The following is a 19,052-nucleotide window of genomic DNA, read 5'->3' as shown; positions in this document are numbered from 1 at the left end:
CCTTCATCTTTGTCATTTCGGTCTTCTTTCTTATTATAACGGAAAAAACACCTTAAAAAAAAAGGGATTTCTGTCGATAAAAAAGATAAACCGTTTTTCGGATTGACTGGTAACGTCCGATGTCCCCAGCAAGGATGCGGGAGACAGAAAAATGGAATCAATTATCTCAAGGACGAGGTGTGCAATGGAAATATCAACAATTATTGGACTTATTCTCGGTTTTGTTGCCCTTATCTTAGGTATGTTCTTGAAGGGTGCGCCTATTGAAAGTCTGGTCTCCAACCCTGCGGCTTTTGTTATTATCCTTGTGGGGACGGCCGCCACGCTGTTTGTGGCATTTCCGCTTTCCGAGGTTAAAAAATTCCCTGTGCTGATTAAACTGACGATGGTTAAACCCAAAATGATCAGTAAAGCTGAATTGATCACTTTGTTTATGGAATGGGCCACGATCACACGCCGGGAAGGTCTCCTTGCCTTGGAGGCCAAGGTGGAAGAAATCGATGATGACTTCCTTCGCGGTGGCATGCGCATGATTATTGACGGCAACGACCAGGACTTCGTCCAGGACGTGCTTACGGAGGATATCGCCGCTACCGAGGAGCGACATAGAGCGGGCGCGCAAATTTTCTCCCAGGCCGGGATGTACGCGCCTACCCTCGGGGTACTCGGTGCCGTCGTCGGTCTGATCGCTGCGTTATCCGATATGAGTGATATCGCGAAATTATCCCATGCGATTTCTGGCGCTTTTATCGCTACCGTGTTCGGTATCTTTACCGGTTATGTGATGTGGCATCCGATTGCCAATAAGTTAAAACGTCTCTCCAAGAAAGAGATGGAAATACGCCTGATGATGGTCGAAGGTCTGCTATCCATCCAATCCGGCGTATCGACGATCGCGATCCAACAAAAACTGGCCGTATTCTTGACCCCTGCGGAGCGTGCGCAAATTTTAGAAAAGGGGGCGGGTGAAGGTGAGCAAAAAGAATAAGAAGCATCAGGAACACGAAGAACATGCTGACGAGAGCTGGCTGTTGCCTTATTCCGACTTGATGACTCTTCTTCTTGCATTGTTTATCGTTTTGTTCGGAATGAGTACGGTTGATGCTCAGAAATTCCAAGAGATGAGCGAAGCGTTTCAAAGCGTGCTTACCGGCGGTTCCGGGATTCTGGAACAGAACTCGATGAGCAGCAATACGAAGAATTCCATTAGCGAAAATCAGATTCCTAAGCCTTCTTCCGATGGTCTGATGAAAAAGAAGAGCGAGCTCATGCGTAAAGAGCAGGAGAACCTCGAATCCCTTAAGAAGCAGCTTGATACGTACATCAAAAATAACGGGTTGACCGACCAGCTGGATACTAAACTCAATCAATCGCAGTTGATGGTTACGATCAGCGACAACGCGCTCTTCCCTTCCGGCGAAGCGGAGGTCAAGCCCAATGCGCGGATCCTGGCCAAGGCCATCTCGGCCATGCTTCAGGAATTCCCGGACTATGAGGTGATCGTTTCCGGTCATACCGATAATGTCCCGATCTCAAATCATGAGTTCCCTTCCAACTGGGACCTAAGCTCGGTCCGGGCCCTGAATTTTATGAAAATCTTGCTGCTGAACGAGCAGCTTGATCCTAAGAAATTCAGCGCTATCGGTTATGGCGAATATCATCCGGTCTCCAGTAATGAAAACAACGTCGGACGTGCCAAGAACCGCCGTGTCGAAGTATCGATTATCCGGAAATATCAGGACGGCGATCAGCAAATCGGCATGCCGGCAACGCACTAAAGGTTACTAGGCAGGATGAACAACAAAAGGGCAGCCCTACAGGGCTGCCCTTCGTGTTTTAACGCTCTATTGTTATGTCAGTGTATATCCCAGGGTCTCGCCCAGTTCCTGCTTCTCTTGCTCGGTCAGATCGCGCCAGGTTCCGATCTTCTGATGGCCCAATTGAATATTCATGATCCGGATCCGCTGCAGCTTCCGTACTTCATAGCCGAGGGCGCTGCACATCCGGCGAATCTGCCGGTTTTTGCCTTCCGTCAGAATAAGCCGGAACACCCGATCCGTCATCCGGGTAATTTTACAAGGCAAGGTCATCTCGCCCAGAATCTTAACCCCTTCTCCCATGGCTTTCAGAAATGATGGCGTAATAGGCTTGTCCACAGTGACGATATATTCCTTCTCATGCTTTCCTTCAGCACGTAGAATTTTGTTGACGATATCACCGTCGCTGGTAAGCAGGATCAACCCTTCGGAATCCTTATCCAGACGACCGATCGGAAAAATACGCTTATCGTGGCCGACAAAATCAACGATATTTCCGCGGATATGCCGCTCGGTCGTACTTGTAATGCCCACTGGCTTGTTCAGGGCAATGTATACATGCTGATCCAGCTTCTCCTTAAGGGGCTTTCCGTTAATGCGGACATCGTCCCCATCTTCCGCCTGGCTGCCAAGCAGGGCCGTCTCCCCGTTGATGGTTACCTTTCCGGACTCCACCAGCCTGTCCGCCTCACGTCTGGAGCAATATCCTGTCTCACTGATAAATTTATTGATTCTCACTTCATTGGTCACCCTTCGCGCTAAACTCTTCCTGCCGTACTATCTTCCGACCTGCTTACCTCAACCACCCTCGGCAAGGTAATCGTTACTACCGTACCTTTCCCCACCTCGCTGTCGATCGACATGTTCCCCTTATGCCCTTCGATAATTCGTTGAGTTACCATCAGACCGAGGCCGGTTCCTTTTTCTTTGTTGGTATAAAACGGTTCCCCGAGTTTATCCAGCCTTTCCTTCGATATCCCTTCGCCCTCGTCAATGACTTGAATAACAGCTTCCCGTTCGTTCTCGCCATCAAGGCAAAGCGTAATGGTTCCCCCGTTAGGCATGGCTTCCATGGCGTTCTTCAATACATTGATGAACACCTGCTTTAATTGGTTCTCTTCACAGTGTACCAGAATGGGGGCCGACGAGAAATGGGCCTTAAATTCAATATTATGTAGGTGAGCTTCACTGTCCAACAGAGAGATAACATCCCCCAAGGTGAAACGGACATCCTTGGTCTCGTACTGTACCGCCTGCGGCTTGGCGAGAATCAAAAATTCGCTCACGATCAGATTGATTCGATCCAATTCGGATAACATAATATCCGTATGCATTTGATTGATCATTTTAGTCCGTTGCTGCATTTGCAGAAACCCGCGTAGCGTCGTAAGCGGATTACGGATTTCATGGGCCACCCCCGCAGCCAATTGTCCGACAGTCGTTAATTTTTCCGAGCGGCGAAGCAGCTCCTCCATTTTATTATGCTCCGTCATATCCCGGGAGATGCTGATAAAAGCTACAATAAGTCCGTCTTCATCATACACCGGAGACTCGCTAATGCTGACATGCACTTCGGCACCGTCTTTGCGAAGCCTTACCGTCTCCGTCAGGACAAAGGGCCGGCCTTGTCCGACTTCCTTAGACCACCCCGGCTGTTCATCCGCCTTCGAAGGGGGAATAAACTCCAGCCTGGAGCCCACGATCTCTTCGCTGGTCCAACCGAACAGCTCCTCAAAGGCCGAATTCACCCGCAGGATGCTTCCATCCAAATCCGTTACATGGATGGCATCCGCAGTTTGGTTAATAATCGACTCCAAATGCTCCTTCATCTGCCGATTTTCTTCGTTCTTCTGCTTCAATACCGTCATGTAATGACCCATGCTATCCGCCATCGTATCAATTTGCCGGACTAATTGGCTCAGCTCATCTTTTCTGTTGGTCTGTATGCGGGTATCAAAATCTCCCGTAGTAAGACGACCGACCTTAATGAGAATTTCCTGTAAAGGCCGGATAAGTTCCCCTGCCAAAATATAACTTGAAAAGATAACGATTTGCAGTAAGACGAGGGAAATGGACAGCTGGCTCCACATATGTTTGGAGATTGCCGACGAAATCGGCTCATAACTGGAAATAATCCGGATCACGTAGGGCTTTTGGTATAGTGGCTGTATGGGAATAAAACTATCCACAACCCTCTGACCTTCAATCTTGGTCTCAAATAACAAGGGGGTATTCTGCTGTAAAGCCTTGTGGGCCCTTTCGGCAACGAGAGTATCGTTCTTATATCGATAGGTCCCGAACATTAAAGTTTGACCACTCTCAAAAATAATCGGATTAATTCCCGTTATTTCAAGCAGGTCGCTGTTGGCCTGCATCGATTCTTGTGTGATTAACTCCGGACTCGTCATACTTAGCGTATCTTCAATGAATTTCCGGTCTATTCCCGGACCTGTACCGTTCTTGATATGTTCGTACACGGAACGGCTTTGCTCGACAGCTACAGCAATCTGTTTGGCGATCAGGATCATATTGGCTTCGCTGTCTTTGCGCAGATTATCCCGGGTCGTAAAGAAGCTGAGAACGATATTTATCGTAAGCAGCGTTACCGCGAAAACGGTCATAATCAGGGAAAGCTTGATCTTAATCGACAAAATGCCTCCTCCCCCTTCGTCAATATTTGGGGATATTTGGAATGGTTCGACACTATTCTCATCATACCTGTAACGATAAGTTTTGCAAAGACGTTGAATTTCCCAGATCTATTCCCTACAATAAGTAAAAATACCTATTTATCGCCGGTATAACTTTAAGGAAAATAAGTTATGCACATATTATAAACATATCAACAATCCAAAAGTCGGATATGTGAATAAGCTTGGGGATAAAACCGGGGTTGTCCACAGTGTTGTCCACAACATGTTAACAACGAATATTTGTTCGTCGAACAACCTGTGTCTAAACTACCAAAGGAGCTGATCTATTTATGCCGCTTCCCTTTATTCCGGAACCGCCCCCTTCAACTCAATCTCACGAGTACTGGATGCAAGAGGCCATTAATGAAGCCCGGAAGGCGGAAGCCATCGGAGAAGTACCTATCGGTGCGGTAATCGTCTTCGGCGACCAAGTTGTCGGACGAGGCCATAATTTAAGGGAGAGTACCAAAGACGGCACCGCGCATGCCGAAATGATCGCTATCCGCGAAGCCAGCGAAACGCTGGATGCCTGGCGTCTGCTCCATTGTCGGTTATATGTTACTCTGGAGCCGTGTCCCATGTGTTCCGGTGCAATCGTGCAGTGCCGCATTCCTCAAGTTATCTATGGCGCACCCGACCCCAAAGCGGGTTGTGCGGGCACCCTCATGAATTTACTGCAGGAGCCGCGTTTTAATCACCGGACAGAGGTCATTCGGGATGTACTGCAAGAGGAATGCTCTTCGCTGCTTACTCAATTTTTCCGGAAGCTCCGGAAAAAGCCGTAGTATTATCCACAGCCTCACATCTGTCCACAGCCTCATACCCTCGTATGGTGTCTATTTATGATTACAAGCAAAAAACGTGCGAATCCAAGGATTCGCACGTTTTTGTCATTGAGGGCGCAATATTAATAGCCGAGGCCGCCCATTTCCTCTTCGAATTGCTCCATTGTGATCGTATCCGTCGGAATACCGATCGTGAATGCCGGCTTCTCGTTGATTTTGCTGAACGTGCTCTTCGCTTGCAGCGCCAGCTTCATCTTTTGATTCGTTTCCGGATCATTGATTTCAACGTCCATATTCATATCCGTATAAGAAGGATAGTTATCTTTATCGATCGCCGTGTTTACGGTGAACGTGTTGATCTTCAAATAATCCTTCATCTCATCCAATGCTTTGCCAAGCTCATCCTGGTTGCCTTCTTGCAGCTCTTTTTTCAACTCTTCAATATCGCTAGGCTCCAGGTTCATCAAGGTACGATATTCCTCTTTGCCGATAATATCGAGTACTTTCGGCAACGCTTTGTTGATCAGAATCGTCAATGCTTCCTTAACATTGTCATTAGTCACGCTGAACTGAACGATTTGCTTCGCTTTGTAGCCGTCCGGAAGCTCTACATCCTTCGACTCTACATTTTTGAAGTAGGTTGCCGAGTCATATTCGGCCAGAACCGCGCTGGATACTTCCCCTGCGAGCTTTTGCGATTTCTCCGGATTGAACATCTCCGGATTGAATTCCTCGCCGCTTTGCTCAGCCAATTCCTTTAGGTCCATGACCAGGAACTTCCCAACTACGCTCTCCGGCATAGGGAGGAACGGAATGTTCGGGATCTTGATGAACATTTTCTCTTTCGTCATTACGAATGGAATCGTAATCGTCGTGGACATATCGCCGGTCAATTTGACCTCCAGCGTAGCCTCTGTTTGCATTGGATCCTTTTGATAAATCTGATTTACATTGATTTCCGCATTCTTCAACATAGAGAACACAGCGCCGATTTCCGCATTTGCGGAAGATCCTGCATCAAATGTCAGATCGACAATTTTAATCTGATTTGTAGATACATAAGAATCCATTTTCAGTGCCTGAATTGCAGCGCTCCCCAGCGCCTCTTTAGGCTCCTTTTTGGCATTACAGCCGGACAGCACCAGAACCGCCGACATCATCAATACCAAAACCGACATAAAAAACTTTCTTGACATTACAAACTCCTCTCCGTCATAAAAAGACATGCAAAAATACAAACCCTTCCATATCATAAACCATTTTCATGTAAGCGGAAACCCATTTCTGAAAAATTTAGTGAATTGCATTTTTCTTGAAACGTCCGCCTTTCACATCATGGATATTTCCTACAGCCAGAAATGCATTTTCATCAAAATGGTTTACAATTTCCTTAAGCTTGGCTTCCTCCAAACGAGTAACCACGCAAAATATCACTTTTTTCGGATCGCCGGAAAAACCGCCTTCACCGGATAAATAAGTAACGCTACGACCTAAACGATTTACAATAGCATCGCCGATTTCATCGATCTGGTCGCTGATGATCCATGCCGACTTCGATTCGTTCAAACCGTCTACGACGATATCTATCGTCTTATAAGCGATATAATAGGCCAACAGGGAGAATAAAGCACGTTCCCAACCGAATACGAATCCTGCGCTGAGCAAAATGAAAAAGTTAAAGAACATAATAATTTCTCCGACGGAGAACGGGGATTTGCGCGAAATCAGGATGGCTACAATCTCGGTACCGTCCAGCGAACCGCCGAACCGGATCACGATACCTGTGCCCAGACCCAATAAAATGCCACCAAACACGAAAGCCAACAAGGTGTCCGTGACAAAGGGTTCTACCGGATGCAGCAAGGCTGTGCCGATCGACATGACAGTAATACCAACCAAAGTAGAAATCGCAAAAGTTTTGCCGATTTGTTTGTATCCGACAATCAGGAAAGGGAGGTTAAAGAGGAATAGAAAAATACCCAGTGGTAATTTGGACAAATAGGAGGACATCACAGAAATACCGGTAACACCGCCATCCGTAATCTTATTCGGAACAAGGAATAGCTCCAGGGCAACCGAAACCAATATTGCGCCGATAATAATGAAGATGAACCTGAGCACAATGCTGCCCACGCTCCGTTGTTTATGTTGGCGCGGCTCCGATTTAGTAAAGGACTCTGGGGAAGGGATGTTAGACTCTACAAGGTTCAATCGCATCACGATCCTTTCAAAATAAGTATAGCTTTTCTCTCCATCTCTCCGTTTCATAAACCATCGGTTAAACAAAATTATCCCTATCTTTATTATGACATTTTATGAGCTTTATGTCTTGCTTAATTCAAAATTGGTATAAAATTGCCCACCCGGTACACAAATAACCCGGCACGTTATGCCGGGTTACCTCTTTTCAACGAATTAGCTTCCTTCCGGGTTGTTATGGCTGACATGATTGGCCGTCTTGACCTTTTTCGAACCGGACAACGGTTCCGGCCCTCCATGTCCCCGCTCCCGGTTTCGGTTCGTATCCGGTTGTGTTCCGGGTGTAGTATAAGTCTTTGGCTTGCTCACCAGAAACTCCCCCTTCATATAGAATGCATTACGGTATTTAACCTGCAACATTGAAGCCCGGTTTATACTGTTAAATTCATCTATAGTAAGAACCCTAAGGGTAGCCGCAAAAAATAAAAAGAGGGCGACTCATCGCCCTCTTAACTGTATTCATTATTAAAGGATATAACTGGCGGAGAGGATGGGATTCGAACCCATGTGGAGTTGCCCCCTAACGGTTTTCAAGACCGCCCCGTTATGACCGCTTCGGTACCTCTCCAAAAAGTGAATCTGATTCGAGTAACAAATCAGATTCTATCACAGACCATAAACGATATCAAGCTATTTCCGCTTGGAAATAACCTGTAAATTACCCATGTAAGGACGAAGCACTTCAGGAATTTCTACACTGCCGTCTTCGAGCTGGTAATTTTCCAAAATGGCGGCTACCGTACGTCCGACCGCTAATCCGGATCCATTCAGCGTATGCACGAATTCCGGTTTGGCCTTCGGCTCCGGACGGAAACGAATGTTAGCCCGGCGTGCCTGGAAGTCCTCCACATTGGAACACGACGAGATCTCGCGGTATACGCCGCTTTCCGGCAGCCATACCTCGAGGTCATAGGTCTTCGCGGCCGTAAAGCCAAGATCGCCTGTGCACAGCGCAAGAACGCGATAAGGCAGGTTCAACAGCTGAAGGACCCGCTCCGCATTGGCCGTCATTTGCTCCAGTTCATCATAAGAGGTCTCGGGATGAACGATTTTGATCATCTCGACCTTATTGAACTGGTGCTGGCGGATAAGGCCTCGCGTATCCCGGCCTGCCGCACCGGCTTCGGAACGAAAGCAAGAGCTGTAGGCTACATACTTGCGAGGCAAGTCTTCCGTGCTCAGAATCTCGTCACGATGATAGTTCGTGACCGGCACCTCAGCCGTCGGAATAAGATAATAGTCGCTTTCAGTCAGCTTAAAGAGATCCTCTTCAAACTTCGGCAGCTGTCCGGTACCGTAAAGGCTGTCCCGGTTCACAATATATGGTGGCAGCATTTCCTCATAACCGTGGTCATTACTGTGCAAATCCATCATAAAGCTGATCAGCGCACGCTCGAGACGCGCACCCAAGCCTTTGTAAAAAGTAAACCGGGATCCGGTCACCTTCGCTCCGGCTTCAAAATCAAGAATGCCGAGTTCTCCAGCAACGTCCCAATGCGCTTTAGGCGCGAAGTCAAATTTCCTTGGCTCGCTCCAACGACGGATCTCCACATTCTCTTCCTCTGAAGCACCAACCGGTACGCTGCTGCTAGGGATGTTCGGAATATTCATCGTCAGCTCATCGATTTTGACTTCAAGCTCCCGGACTTCATCGTCCAACTGCTTGATCCGGTCGCCTACCTCTCTCATTTCCAAAATGAGCTCATCTGCGTTTTCTTTATTTTTCTTCCGCTGTGCCACTTCTGCAGACACGGTATTACGGCGGTTTTTAAGCGCTTCGCTCTCTTGAAGCAACTCCCGGCGCTTCTCGTCAAGCTCCGGGAAGCCTGAGATCAAATCCAAGGATTTGCCCCGGTTCTTCAACGCCTCTTCGACACGCGCATAATCATTTCGCAATATTTTAACATCCAACATGGGTAGTCCCTCCTAGAATCATCCCACCTGCAGCCATGCCGGCGTTCTACGCTAGAACATGACCGCCGGGATCGCAGGAAAACATACATTAATTTAAGAAAGAAAACAACCTTAACCCTTGGAAAAGAGTCAAGGTTTTCCTATAGCTTTAATTCACGACTGCTTTGTTCGTCTTAATCATCTCTAAAAAGTAGCCGTGTAGGGAGTAGTCGTCCGTCAATTCCGGATGAAAGGAAGAAACCAGTAAATGTCCCTGACGGGCCGTTACGATCTCATCCTTATACGTGGACAACACCTCTACATCCTTCCCGACCTCCGTTATGAGCGGAGCACGGATAAACACCGCACGAAGAGGCTTCTCCAGCCCCTTTACGTCCAGATCGGTCTCAAAGCTCTCCCGTTGACGCCCAAAGGCGTTACGGGAGACTCTGATATTCATCAGTTCGAGATGCGCTTCTTCCCCGCCTTCGATTTCCTTGGCCATGACGATCAGCCCTGCGCAAGTTCCGAATACCGGCTTACCTTTCTCCGCAAAGTAACGGATCGCTTCAATAAAACCGTATTTGCGCATCAGCTTCCCGATGGTTGTGCTTTCCCCGCCAGGAATAATCAGCCCTTCAAGCTCGTCCAGCTGTTCGGGATGCTTCACGACAACGCCCTCGGCGCCTGCACTCTCAATACTTCGTATATGCTCTGCAACAGCGCCCTGAAGCGCCAATACGCCTACCTTCATCCTTTTACCCTTCTTCCCTTGCCCAGGCTGTCTGACCCTATCTCTGCGCGTTAAACACTAAGCGCTATGATTACCAGCCGCGATCCGACATCCGTTCAGCCGCGGTCAATTTCGAAATCTCGATGCCTTTCATCGGTGTGCCCAAGTTTTTGGACACTTCGGCAATCAATTTATAATCGGTGAAATGCGTCGTAGCTTCCACAATAGCGCGGGCGAATTTCTCCGGGCTGTCGGATTTAAAAATCCCCGACCCGACAAATACGCCGTCCGCACCTAAATGCATCATCAGAGCAGCATCCGCCGGAGTGGCCACACCGCCCGCGGCGAAATTAACAACCGGCAATTTGCCGTTCTCATGAACCTCGAGCAGCAGGTCATAAGCTACGCCCAGGTTTTTTGCTTCGGCATACAGCTCGTCCTTAGACATATTCTTCACTTTGCGGATTTGGCTGTTGATCAAACGCATATGGCGAACAGCCTCCACGATATTACCTGTTCCCGGTTCTCCTTTGGTACGGATCATGGATGCTCCCTCGCTGATCCGGCGCAAGGCTTCGCCCAGATCCTTAGCTCCACAAACAAATGGAACAGTAAAATCACGTTTATCGATATGGAACACTTCATCTGCCGGAGTCAATACTTCACTTTCATCCAAATAGTCTACCCCGAGAGATTCCAGAACTTTCGCTTCGACATAATGTCCGATCCGCGCTTTAGCCATAACAGGAATGGACACTACCTTCATAACCTCTTCTACAATAGTAGGGTCCGCCATGCGGGCTACCCCGCCTGCTGCACGAATATCTGAAGGAACCCGCTCCAATGCCATAACGGCAGTTGCCCCAGCGGCTTCAGCGATCTTAGCTTGTTCGGCATTCATGACGTCCATGATGACGCCGCCCTTTTGCATCTCAGCCATGCCTCTTTTTACTCGCGATGTTCCAGTTTCCATATCCATGCCCCCCGATAATAATCTAACTTGATATTTTACAATATTCCCCTCAAATATACAACCCGTATAGTCGGAATACTAATTTGCTAGAACAGGTTTTTGATACCGTTGAACAAATCGCGGAAGAAGTCGCCGATAGCGCGCATAAACAGCTTGAACCAGCCTGCTTTCTCAGCGTCTTCAGCTGTAATCAGGTTCACTGTTTTCTCCAGCGTCTGATCCATGCCCGCAGGTTTAAACGAATACTTAACCGTTCCCACGCTAGTGCCCTGCTTCAACGGTGCCGTCAAGGTCTCGTTACCCAATGTAACTGTAGCTTGAACTCCGCTAATGTCCGCGCCCTTAGGAATAACAAAGCTAACGCCTTGGTCGCTGACGACTGGCACAGAGGTATTCTTCGCCTTTTTCACGGTAACGGTTTCCGTACCTGCTACCGTCGATTTGGGCGGAATGATTTGCTTGGTTTCAAAGTTGTTAAAACCGAAATCGAGAACTTTGCGGGTTTCTACGAAACGGGCCTTCTCTGTTTTTGTTCCCATAACTACGCTGATCAAACGCATACCGTTCCGTTCGGCCGTCCCGGTAAAGCAATTGCCGGCATTAGCCGTATGTCCCGTTTTCAGACCGTCAAGGCCCTCATAGGCAAACTGCTTAAAATTAGTTACATCTTTATTGGCTTCCAGCATCCAATTCAAGTTCGACATAGGCGCTTTATCGCGCTCCCGAAACTTTTTGCTTTGAATCGTGGTAAAACGGGTAAAATCAGGGTGATCGGTTACGATATATTTGGCAAGAATCGCTGCATCCATGGCCGACATTACGGTCTCTTTGCCGTCTTGCGTTCTGAATTCTGCAGGCATATCGGCAATGTCCAATCCGGTCGAATTGGCGAAATGCGCAGTTTTCATTCCCATTCTCTTGGCTTCATCATTCATCATTTTAACAAAAGCTTGTTCTGAACCGGCAACATGCTCCGCTAGCGCTACCGTTGCGTCATTCGCGGATGCCATAGCCATCGCCGTATACAATTCTTCTATAGTATGTTGATCTCCTTCAGCAAGAAAGATCCGGGAACCGACGGTGTTAGCGGCATTCTTTTGAACCGTTACTACATCGTCCCAGTTAAATTTGCCTTGCTTGACGAGATCCGCAACGATATATTCCGTCATCATTTTCGTCATACTTGCCGGAGGAAGAGGCTGGTTTCCATTAATATTGAGAAGGACCTGTCCCGAGACCGGCTCCAGCAAAACCGCGGAGCTTACTTGCAGATCCAGGGATTCGGCGGATGGAATTTGAGTAGCCCCAGCTTGTACTGAAGCAGGTTTGGTAGAAGTGGTAGATTCGGTCTGCTCACCCTCAGCCAGCGCCATCGCCGGGACCAGAGAGAAGCACAGCATATTCAGCAACAGAACGGACGCTACCCCTTTACGGAGTAATTTCCGTTTTGATTTCGAAGTTGTGCGGTTGTTTTCTTTCAGTTTCAATGTTCTTAAAGCTCCTCTCATATTCTCGTTCATTTGCTTTATCTATTCTATCACAGGGCCTACCGCAAAAAAAGACAGGCAGGGCCTATTTCGCCCTGCCTGTCTTGGTATATATTGGCGCCTGCCTTCTCCCATGTCCGCAAACCGGAGCTTGGAATCTTAGAGAGAGTAGTTTGGCGCTTCTTTTGTGATTTGTACGTCGTGCGGATGGCTTTCCCGGAGACCAGCACCGGTAATCCGTACAAACTGCGTATCATTGCGCAGTTCGTCCAATGTTTTGGTGCCGCAATATCCCATACCGGAGCGCAAACCGCCGATCAGTTGGGTAATTGTGTCGGAAAGCGGGCCTTTATAAGCCACGCGGCCTTCGATTCCTTCCGGAACCAGCTTCTTATCGTCGTCCTGGAAGTAACGGTCCTTACTGCCTTGTTTCATGGCAGCGAGGGAGCCCATTCCTCTATACACTTTGTAGCGACGTCCTTGGTAGATCTCAGAGTCGCCAGGGCTTTCTTCGGTGCCGGCAAACAAGCTGCCGAGCATAACCGCGTGAGCACCTGCGGCAATCGCTTTTGTAATCTCGCCGGAATATTTAATTCCGCCGTCCGCGATGATCGGCACGCCGTATTCGCGGGCTACCGTTGCGCAGTCATATACAGCCGTAACTTGCGGTACGCCAATACCTGCGATAACGCGAGTCGTACAAATGGAGCCTGGGCCGATCCCGACTTTGACTACAGAAGCGCCGGCTTCAATCAAAGCCCGGGTCGCTTCGCCAGTTGCGACATTGCCCGCGATAATGGTGAGATCCGGGTAACGTTTACGCAGTTCGGCTACGGCTTCCAGAATATTAATATGATGGCCATGCGCGGAGTCGACCGTAATTACGTCTACTCCGGCTTTTACAAGAGCTTCAGTCCGGTCAAAGGTATCCTTGGAAATCCCGACAGCCGCACCTACAAGCAGTCTGCCTTGGGCATCTTTGGCTGCGTTCGGGAATTGAATTGCTTTTTCAATATCCTTAATGGTGATAAGGCCCTTCAACACATTATTCTCATCCACCAAAGGCAGCTTCTCGATTTTGTGTTGTTGAAGGATTACTTCGGCCTCCTGCAAGGTCGTGCCGACCGGAGCGGTTACCAGGTTCTCGTGAGTCATGACTTCGCTGATTTTAATGCTGTAGTCATGAACAAAACGCAGGTCACGGTTGGTCAAAATCCCGATCAGTTTATGCTCGTCATCCACGATCGGCACGCCGGAAATCCGGAATTTGCCCATGACGGCCTCTGCATCAGAAACAAGGTGATCCGCCGACAACGAGAACGGATTCGTGATAACGCCGCTCTCCGAGCGTTTAACCCGGTCCACTTCCTCCGCTTGTTGCTCGATCGGCATATTCTTGTGAATAATCCCGATACCGCCCTCACGCGCCATAGCGATCGCCAGCGCCGCCTCAGTTACCGTATCCATTCCTGCGCTGATCAGTGGCAGATTGAGCTTCACCTTGTCGCTCAGTTTTGTGGACACGTCCACCTCTTTTGGCAATACTTCCGACTTGCGAGGAACGAGCAATACATCGTCAAATGTAAGGCCTTCCTTATCAAATTTACTTTCCCACACCTTTGGTTTTCCTCCTTGTTTATGATCGGTTTCCGGTCTAATTTCCTTATAAATCAAGGCCGAATGGTTACTTACGAAAATATATTATTGCCATCTTAGCAAAGGGCCTATAGGCTGTCAAGGATAAGCCTGTGGAAATACGAATCGCCTTTTCAGCGCACACTACTGTCTCTTGGGAATGCACATTCTATCTTGAGCGTATATATTCGATTTGAAAATAAACTGCCCTAAACCACCGAATCCCATTCCCGACGAGGTATTACGCATATGAAAAAACCGTTATCCCCTGGATAACGGTTCAGTTTGGCCGGGCTTATGACCGGATATGTTATTTTAGCGCTTTTGGATTTTGAATGACTTGATCGAGGATACCGTAAGCTTTTGCTTCCTCCGCCGTCATAAAATAATCCCGGTCCATATCCTGAGCAATCCGTTCGATCGGTTGACCTGTTCGCTCGGCGGCGATTTGATTCAAACGTTCTCTGGTGCGGATAATCCGTCTGGCACTTATTTCGATGTCGCTGGCTTGGCCTTGCGCCCCTCCATGCGGCTGATGAATCATCACTTCACTGTTAGGAAGCGCAAATCGTTTGCCATGGGCACCGGACATGAGCAGAATGGCGGCAAAGGAAGCAGCCATACCCGAACATATCGTTTGAACATCGGGCTTCACATATTGCATCGTATCGTAGATCGCAAAGCCTGCAGAAGTAGAGCCGCCGGGGCTGTTTATATAAAAATGGATGTCTTTTTCAGGATCTTCCGCCGCGAGAAACAACATTTGCGCCGTAATGCTGTTGGCCACCTGATCATCAATCGCGGAGCCCAAGAACACAATCCGGTCCTTCAACAAACGAGAGTAAATGTCATAGGACCTTTCTCCATGTCCCGTTTGCTCAATAACATAAGGAATTACCGTGCTCATACCTACACCTCCTATTTTTAGGCGGCCAATTGCATATAGAGGTTGTGAATGCTCGACGAATGGGTGCGGATCTGTGGACGCTCGGCTTTTTGCCGGGCATGCAACAAGGAAACAACGGCTTCTTTAGGCGCGGAATCATTCATCAGCATAACCATGGCCGTGGTGTTCTGCTGGCGAAAAGCTTCCAGATAGGCATAAGTCATCAACTCATCGGTCTCCGATTTGTCTCCTTCGGTAGCTCTATCCTTGGTTCTCTCGTTGGCTCCATCCTTAGCTCGATACCCTTTGTCGTCGTTATTCACTGCTACGGCCATCTTTAGCTTCGTTCGCGCCCGGTGTAGAGCTGCCTTTACCGCACCTTCCGTAGAGCCTGTAAGCTTGGCTGCTTCCGCTGCGCTATATTTCAAAATATCGATCAGCAGCAAAGCCGTACGCTGTGCAGGGACCAGCGTCTGCACCAGAGTTTCCATAGCCGTATAAATCTCTAGAGGACTTACCTGGGGCACATGTAACTCGTCTTCCAGCGGTTCACGCACGGTCGATACCGTTCTCTTACGGCTACGGTCAATCCAAGCGTTACGGGCTATGCGGTATAAATAGGCGCGTGTAATTTGTTCGTCATCCTTCCCACCTAACAAAGCTGACCATACTTTGAGCCAGGTATCCTGAGCCAGATCGTCGCCCTCCCAAGGTGAACCCGCTAAGGAACGACAGTATAGCCGAAGTGCCTGCTGGTGCGCTCCTATCCACTCCGATATATCCGACAGACCCTTTCGATCCGCAGTCGCCGACAGACCTTCCTCTATTTCGTTATGCATCTTGGCTCACCTCCTGAAGATCTTCCTCGATCTCATTGTTATAAACGAAAAAACGCATCTTGTAGATACGGTACGATATGCAAAAATTAATTTAAAGCGCACTAATGAGCCCAGCGTATGGTTTGGCTGCATGAAGGCCGAAGTCGCTCGTTTTACAACCCGTTACTCAGTCGCATTATCAATAAACATGCTGATAATCGGGCACATTGCTAATCTGTACTTTGTTGATTTACACATGTGATCTACACATTGTTATCTATACATTACTAATCTACACATTGTTAATTTATACATTGCTAAACCGCAAATTGCAAAACTGCACATTTTGCAAACTTTGCTTAAACTAACCTCACTTAAAATAACCTTACTTAAACTAACCTTACTTAAACCTCACTTAACTAATCATACTTAAACCTCACTTAAACTAATCATACTCAAATCTCACTTAAAACCTTATTTAAATTAACTGTATTTCCTACATCTAATTTTACTCCAGCAGGTTCCCGGGTTAAATTAATTACAAAAACTACAGCTATTTCGGAGGATTTAGGCCATTCCGAGTGGAAACCGCAGAATTAACTGTAGGTTTTACAGTTATTTGTCTCAAAAGAATTGTTCTAGCGAAAATAACTGTAGGTTTTACAGTTAAAGCACCATCCTTCTTAGATGTATCGGTTCGAGCACCTCGCGCCACCTGACCTCCTATCATAAATTTGTTAGGGGGCCCGCACGATACCGGTTCTACATTGGATACCTGGCAAATTAAATGCATTTCCTACAGCTAATTTTGTCTTGTGAGGCTGATGATGTGAATTAGATGTATAACCTACAGCTAATTTCACTCTTTTCCTCTATAAGAGCTCAAATCCTCCAAATTAACTGTAGATTTTACAGTTATTTGTCTCAAACAAGCTCATCTTGCGAAAATAACTGCAGGTTTTACAGCTAAGTTGCTGTTGAGATAGTCCTAAATAGCAAAAAAGCACCGCCGAGGTTATCGGCAGTGCTCTTCTTCATTGCTTGGCGGCGTCCTACTCTCCCAGGACCCTTCGGTCCAAGTACCATCGGCGCTGGAGGGCTTAACGGTCGTGTTCGGGATGGGTACGTGTGGAACCCCTCCGCCATCGCCACCAAACGGTTCAAGCATCTTAATCGCTTGAAAACTGGATACGAAACGTGAATTTGCGGTTAGTCTCCTCAAGTGCTCATATCGGCTTGTTCAGCCTGACGCCACTTTTTGGAGTTGTTTTGGATAAGCCCTCGACCGATTAGTACCTGTCAGCTCCATACATTGCTGCACTTCCACCTCAGGCCTATCAACCTCGTGGTCTTCAAGGGGTCTTACTAGTTGGGAAATCTCATCTTGAGGGGGGCTTCACGCTTAGATGCTTTCAGCGCTTATCCCGTCCGCACGTAGCTACCCAGCTATGCTCCTGGCGGAACAACTGGTGCACCAGCGGTGCGTCCATCCCGGTCCTCTCGTACTAAGGACAGCTCCTCTCAAATTTCCTACGCCCACGACAGATAGGGACCGAACTGTCTCACGACGTTCTGAACCCAGCTCGCGTACCGCTTTAATGGGCGAACAGCCCAACCCTTGGGACCTACTTCAGCCCCAGGATGCGATGAGCCGACATCGAGGTGCCAAACCTCCCCGTCGATGTGGACTCTTGGGGGAGATAAGCCTGTTATCCCCAGGGTAGCTTTTATCCGTTGAGCGATGGCCCTTCCATGCGGTACCACCGGATCACTAAGCCCGACTTTCGTCCCTGCTCGACTTGTCAGTCTCGCAGTCAAGCTCCCTTATGCCTTTGCACTCTTCGAATGATTTCCAACCATTCTGAGGGAACCTTGGGGCGCCTCCGTTACTCTTTAGGAGGCGACCGCCCCAGTCAAACTGCCCGCCTGACACTGTCCCCGTACCGGATCACGGTACCAGGTTAGAACTCCAATACGATCAGGGTGGTATCCCAACGGCGCCTCCACCGAAGCTGGCGCTCCGGCTTCCTAGGCTCCCACCTATCCTGTACAAATCGTATCAAAGTCCAATATCAAGCTGCAGTAAAGCTCCATGGGGTCTTTCCGTCTTGTCGCGGGTAACCTGCATCTTCACAGGTATTAAAATTTCACCGGATCTCTCGTTGAGACAGCGCCCAAGTCGTTACGCCATTCGTGCGGGTCAGAATTTACCTGACAAGGAATTTCGCTACCTTAGGACCGTTATAGTTACGGCCGCCGTTTACTGGGGCTTCAGTTCATAGCTTCGGGTTACCCCTAACCACTCCCCTTAACCTTCCAGCACCGGGCAGGCGTCAGCCCGTATACTTCGCCTTGCGGCTTCGCACAGACCTGTGTTTTTGCTAAACAGTCGCTTGGGCCTTTTCACTGCGGCCCCCTCGTGCTATTCACACTACCGGGGCACCCCTTCTCCCGAAGTTACGGGGTCATTTTGCCGAGTTCCTTAACGAGAGTTCTTCCGCGCGCCTTAGAATTCTCTTCTCGCCTACCTGTGTCGGTTTGCGGTACGGGCACCTTCACCTGGCTAGAGGCTTTTCTTGGCAGTGTGAGATCATGACCTTCGGTACTGTAAATTTTCCCTCCCCATCACAGCCCAGCCTTATCGATGTGCGGATTTGCCTACACATCAGCCTCACTGCTTGGACGAGCATCCATCAGCTCGCGTCACTACCCTACTGCGTCACCCCATTGCTCATAACGGTTTACGGTGGTACAGGAATTTCAACCTGTTGTCCTTCGACTACGCCTTTCGGCCTCGCCTTAGGTCCCGACTTACCCTGAGCGGACGAACCTTCCTCAGGAACCCTTAGGCTTTCGGCGGATCAGATTCTCACTGATCTTTTCGTTACTCATACCGGCATTCTCACTTGTATGCTGTCCAGCGCTCCTTACGGTACACCTTCAACCTACATACAACGCTCCCCTACCCCTGAATCGACTTCACTCCAGCTTCGAAGTGTGTTTATCCCCTGGAAGCATTTAGCCGAAACCTCTTAAAGGTTTGCTTTCGGCAAAAATGTCACTTGGGTCTTCA

The 19,052-nt window shown here is 48.5% G+C and carries 15 protein-coding genes, 1 tRNA gene and 2 rRNA genes (1 of these 18 cut by a window edge); 3 read left to right on the top strand and 15 right to left on the bottom strand.

What is annotated here, in order from left to right; all coding sequences use genetic code 11:
* The first annotated feature begins 184 nt into the window (after positions 1-184).
* Both motA and motB read left to right on the top strand, forming a co-directional pair.
* Entirely contained in the window at positions 185-988 is an 804-nt protein-coding gene (gene motA / locus NYE70_RS18635; RefSeq protein ID WP_211024646.1) for a flagellar motor stator protein MotA, read from the top strand.
* Positions 972-1,778, top strand: coding sequence for a flagellar motor protein MotB (motB, locus tag NYE70_RS18630; protein ID WP_213656491.1), 807 nt, complete (start codon positions 972-974; stop codon positions 1,776-1,778). Before motA ends, motB begins: the two co-directional genes overlap by 17 nt.
* Positions 1,779-1,850: 72 nt before the next feature.
* On the opposite strand, the gene rluF is transcribed toward motB, so the two are convergent.
* Positions 1,851-2,555, bottom strand: coding sequence for a 23S rRNA pseudouridine(2604) synthase RluF (rluF, locus tag NYE70_RS18625; protein WP_211024642.1), 705 nt, complete (start codon positions 2,553-2,555; stop codon positions 1,851-1,853).
* A 20-nt stretch (positions 2,556-2,575) separates the two neighbouring features.
* A complete protein-coding gene (locus NYE70_RS18620) occupies positions 2,576-4,468 on the bottom strand; it encodes an ATP-binding protein (RefSeq protein ID WP_341047351.1) in 1,893 nt (630 codons plus the stop codon).
* Between the two features lie 332 nt (positions 4,469-4,800).
* On the opposite strand from NYE70_RS18620, the gene tadA reads away from it, so the two are divergent.
* Entirely contained in the window at positions 4,801-5,295 is a 495-nt protein-coding gene (tadA, locus tag NYE70_RS18615) for a tRNA adenosine(34) deaminase TadA (RefSeq protein WP_211024638.1), read from the top strand.
* 122 nt (positions 5,296-5,417) lie between these two features.
* On the opposite strand, the gene NYE70_RS18610 is transcribed toward tadA, so the two are convergent.
* The 13 genes from NYE70_RS18610 to NYE70_RS18550 form a co-directional block, all read right to left on the bottom strand.
* Entirely contained in the window at positions 5,418-6,491 is a 1,074-nt protein-coding gene (locus NYE70_RS18610; protein ID WP_213656488.1) for a DUF6612 family protein, read from the bottom strand.
* A 97-nt stretch (positions 6,492-6,588) separates the two neighbouring features.
* Positions 6,589-7,512 carry a YitT family protein gene (locus NYE70_RS18605; RefSeq protein WP_213656519.1) on the bottom strand — a complete coding sequence of 308 codons (924 nt, stop codon included), beginning with the start codon at positions 7,510-7,512 and terminating at the stop codon, positions 6,589-6,591.
* Between the two features lie 198 nt (positions 7,513-7,710).
* Entirely contained in the window at positions 7,711-7,863 is a 153-nt protein-coding gene (locus tag NYE70_RS18600; RefSeq protein ID WP_211024634.1) for a small acid-soluble spore protein P, read from the bottom strand.
* A gap of 170 nt (positions 7,864-8,033) precedes the next feature.
* A tRNA-Ser gene (locus NYE70_RS18595) sits at positions 8,034-8,122 on the bottom strand.
* 62 nt (positions 8,123-8,184) lie between these two features.
* Positions 8,185-9,468 (bottom strand): serine--tRNA ligase, encoded by a 1,284-nt coding sequence (serS, locus tag NYE70_RS18590; protein ID WP_341047348.1) that lies wholly within the window; start codon positions 9,466-9,468, stop codon positions 8,185-8,187.
* Between the two features lie 148 nt (positions 9,469-9,616).
* A complete protein-coding gene (gene pdxT / locus NYE70_RS18585) occupies positions 9,617-10,201 on the bottom strand; it encodes a pyridoxal 5'-phosphate synthase glutaminase subunit PdxT (protein ID WP_211024604.1) in 585 nt (194 codons plus the stop codon).
* Positions 10,202-10,271: 70 nt separating this feature from the next.
* Positions 10,272-11,153, bottom strand: coding sequence for a pyridoxal 5'-phosphate synthase lyase subunit PdxS (gene pdxS, locus NYE70_RS18580; RefSeq protein WP_211024602.1), 882 nt, complete (start codon positions 11,151-11,153; stop codon positions 10,272-10,274).
* Between the two features lie 86 nt (positions 11,154-11,239).
* Entirely contained in the window at positions 11,240-12,661 is a 1,422-nt protein-coding gene (locus NYE70_RS18575) for a D-alanyl-D-alanine carboxypeptidase family protein (protein ID WP_435530240.1), read from the bottom strand.
* 138 nt (positions 12,662-12,799) lie between these two features.
* Positions 12,800-14,257: an IMP dehydrogenase gene (gene guaB / locus NYE70_RS18570; RefSeq protein WP_211024598.1), complete on the bottom strand. Its 1,458-nt coding sequence runs from the start codon at positions 14,255-14,257 to the stop codon at positions 12,800-12,802.
* Between the two features lie 328 nt (positions 14,258-14,585).
* On the bottom strand, positions 14,586-15,182 hold the full coding sequence (gene clpP / locus NYE70_RS18565; RefSeq protein WP_290408713.1) for an ATP-dependent Clp endopeptidase proteolytic subunit ClpP: 597 nt from the start codon (positions 15,180-15,182) through the stop codon (positions 14,586-14,588).
* Between the two features lie 17 nt (positions 15,183-15,199).
* Complete coding sequence (locus NYE70_RS18560) at positions 15,200-16,000, bottom strand: RNA polymerase sigma factor (RefSeq protein WP_341047346.1); 801 nt, start codon at positions 15,998-16,000, stop codon at positions 15,200-15,202.
* A 1,018-nt stretch (positions 16,001-17,018) separates the two neighbouring features.
* A 5S ribosomal RNA gene (gene rrf / locus NYE70_RS18555) occupies positions 17,019-17,135 on the bottom strand.
* Positions 17,136-17,248: 113 nt separating this feature from the next.
* Positions 17,249-19,052, bottom strand: a 23S ribosomal RNA gene (locus NYE70_RS18550) (it continues 1,244 nt past the right edge of the window).

This window comes from Paenibacillus sp. FSL R5-0407 (assembly GCF_038009185.1).
Classification (GTDB): Bacteria; Bacillota; Bacilli; order Paenibacillales; family Paenibacillaceae; genus Fontibacillus; species Fontibacillus vini.
This window is presented reverse-complemented; position numbering and strand designations above follow the sequence as displayed.

Coding starts and splice junctions, on each gene's coding strand:
- motA (WP_211024646.1), top strand. CDS start 185: ATGGAAATATCAACAATTATTGGACTTATTCTCGGTTTTGTTGCCCTT.
- pdxS (WP_211024602.1), bottom strand. CDS start 11,153: ATGGAAACTGGAACATCGCGAGTAAAAAGAGGCATGGCTGAGATGCAA.
- NYE70_RS18560 (WP_341047346.1), bottom strand. CDS start 16,000: ATGCATAACGAAATAGAGGAAGGTCTGTCGGCGACTGCGGATCGAAAG.
- NYE70_RS18610 (WP_213656488.1), bottom strand. CDS start 6,491: ATGTCAAGAAAGTTTTTTATGTCGGTTTTGGTATTGATGATGTCGGCG.
- serS (WP_341047348.1), bottom strand. CDS start 9,468: ATGTTGGATGTTAAAATATTGCGAAATGATTATGCGCGTGTCGAAGAG.
- NYE70_RS18605 (WP_213656519.1), bottom strand. CDS start 7,512: ATGCGATTGAACCTTGTAGAGTCTAACATCCCTTCCCCAGAGTCCTTT.
- tadA (WP_211024638.1), top strand. CDS start 4,801: ATGCCGCTTCCCTTTATTCCGGAACCGCCCCCTTCAACTCAATCTCAC.
- clpP (WP_290408713.1), bottom strand. CDS start 15,182: ATGAGCACGGTAATTCCTTATGTTATTGAGCAAACGGGACATGGAGAA.
- pdxT (WP_211024604.1), bottom strand. CDS start 10,201: ATGAAGGTAGGCGTATTGGCGCTTCAGGGCGCTGTTGCAGAGCATATA.
- NYE70_RS18575 (WP_435530240.1), bottom strand. CDS start 12,661: ATGAGAGGAGCTTTAAGAACATTGAAACTGAAAGAAAACAACCGCACA.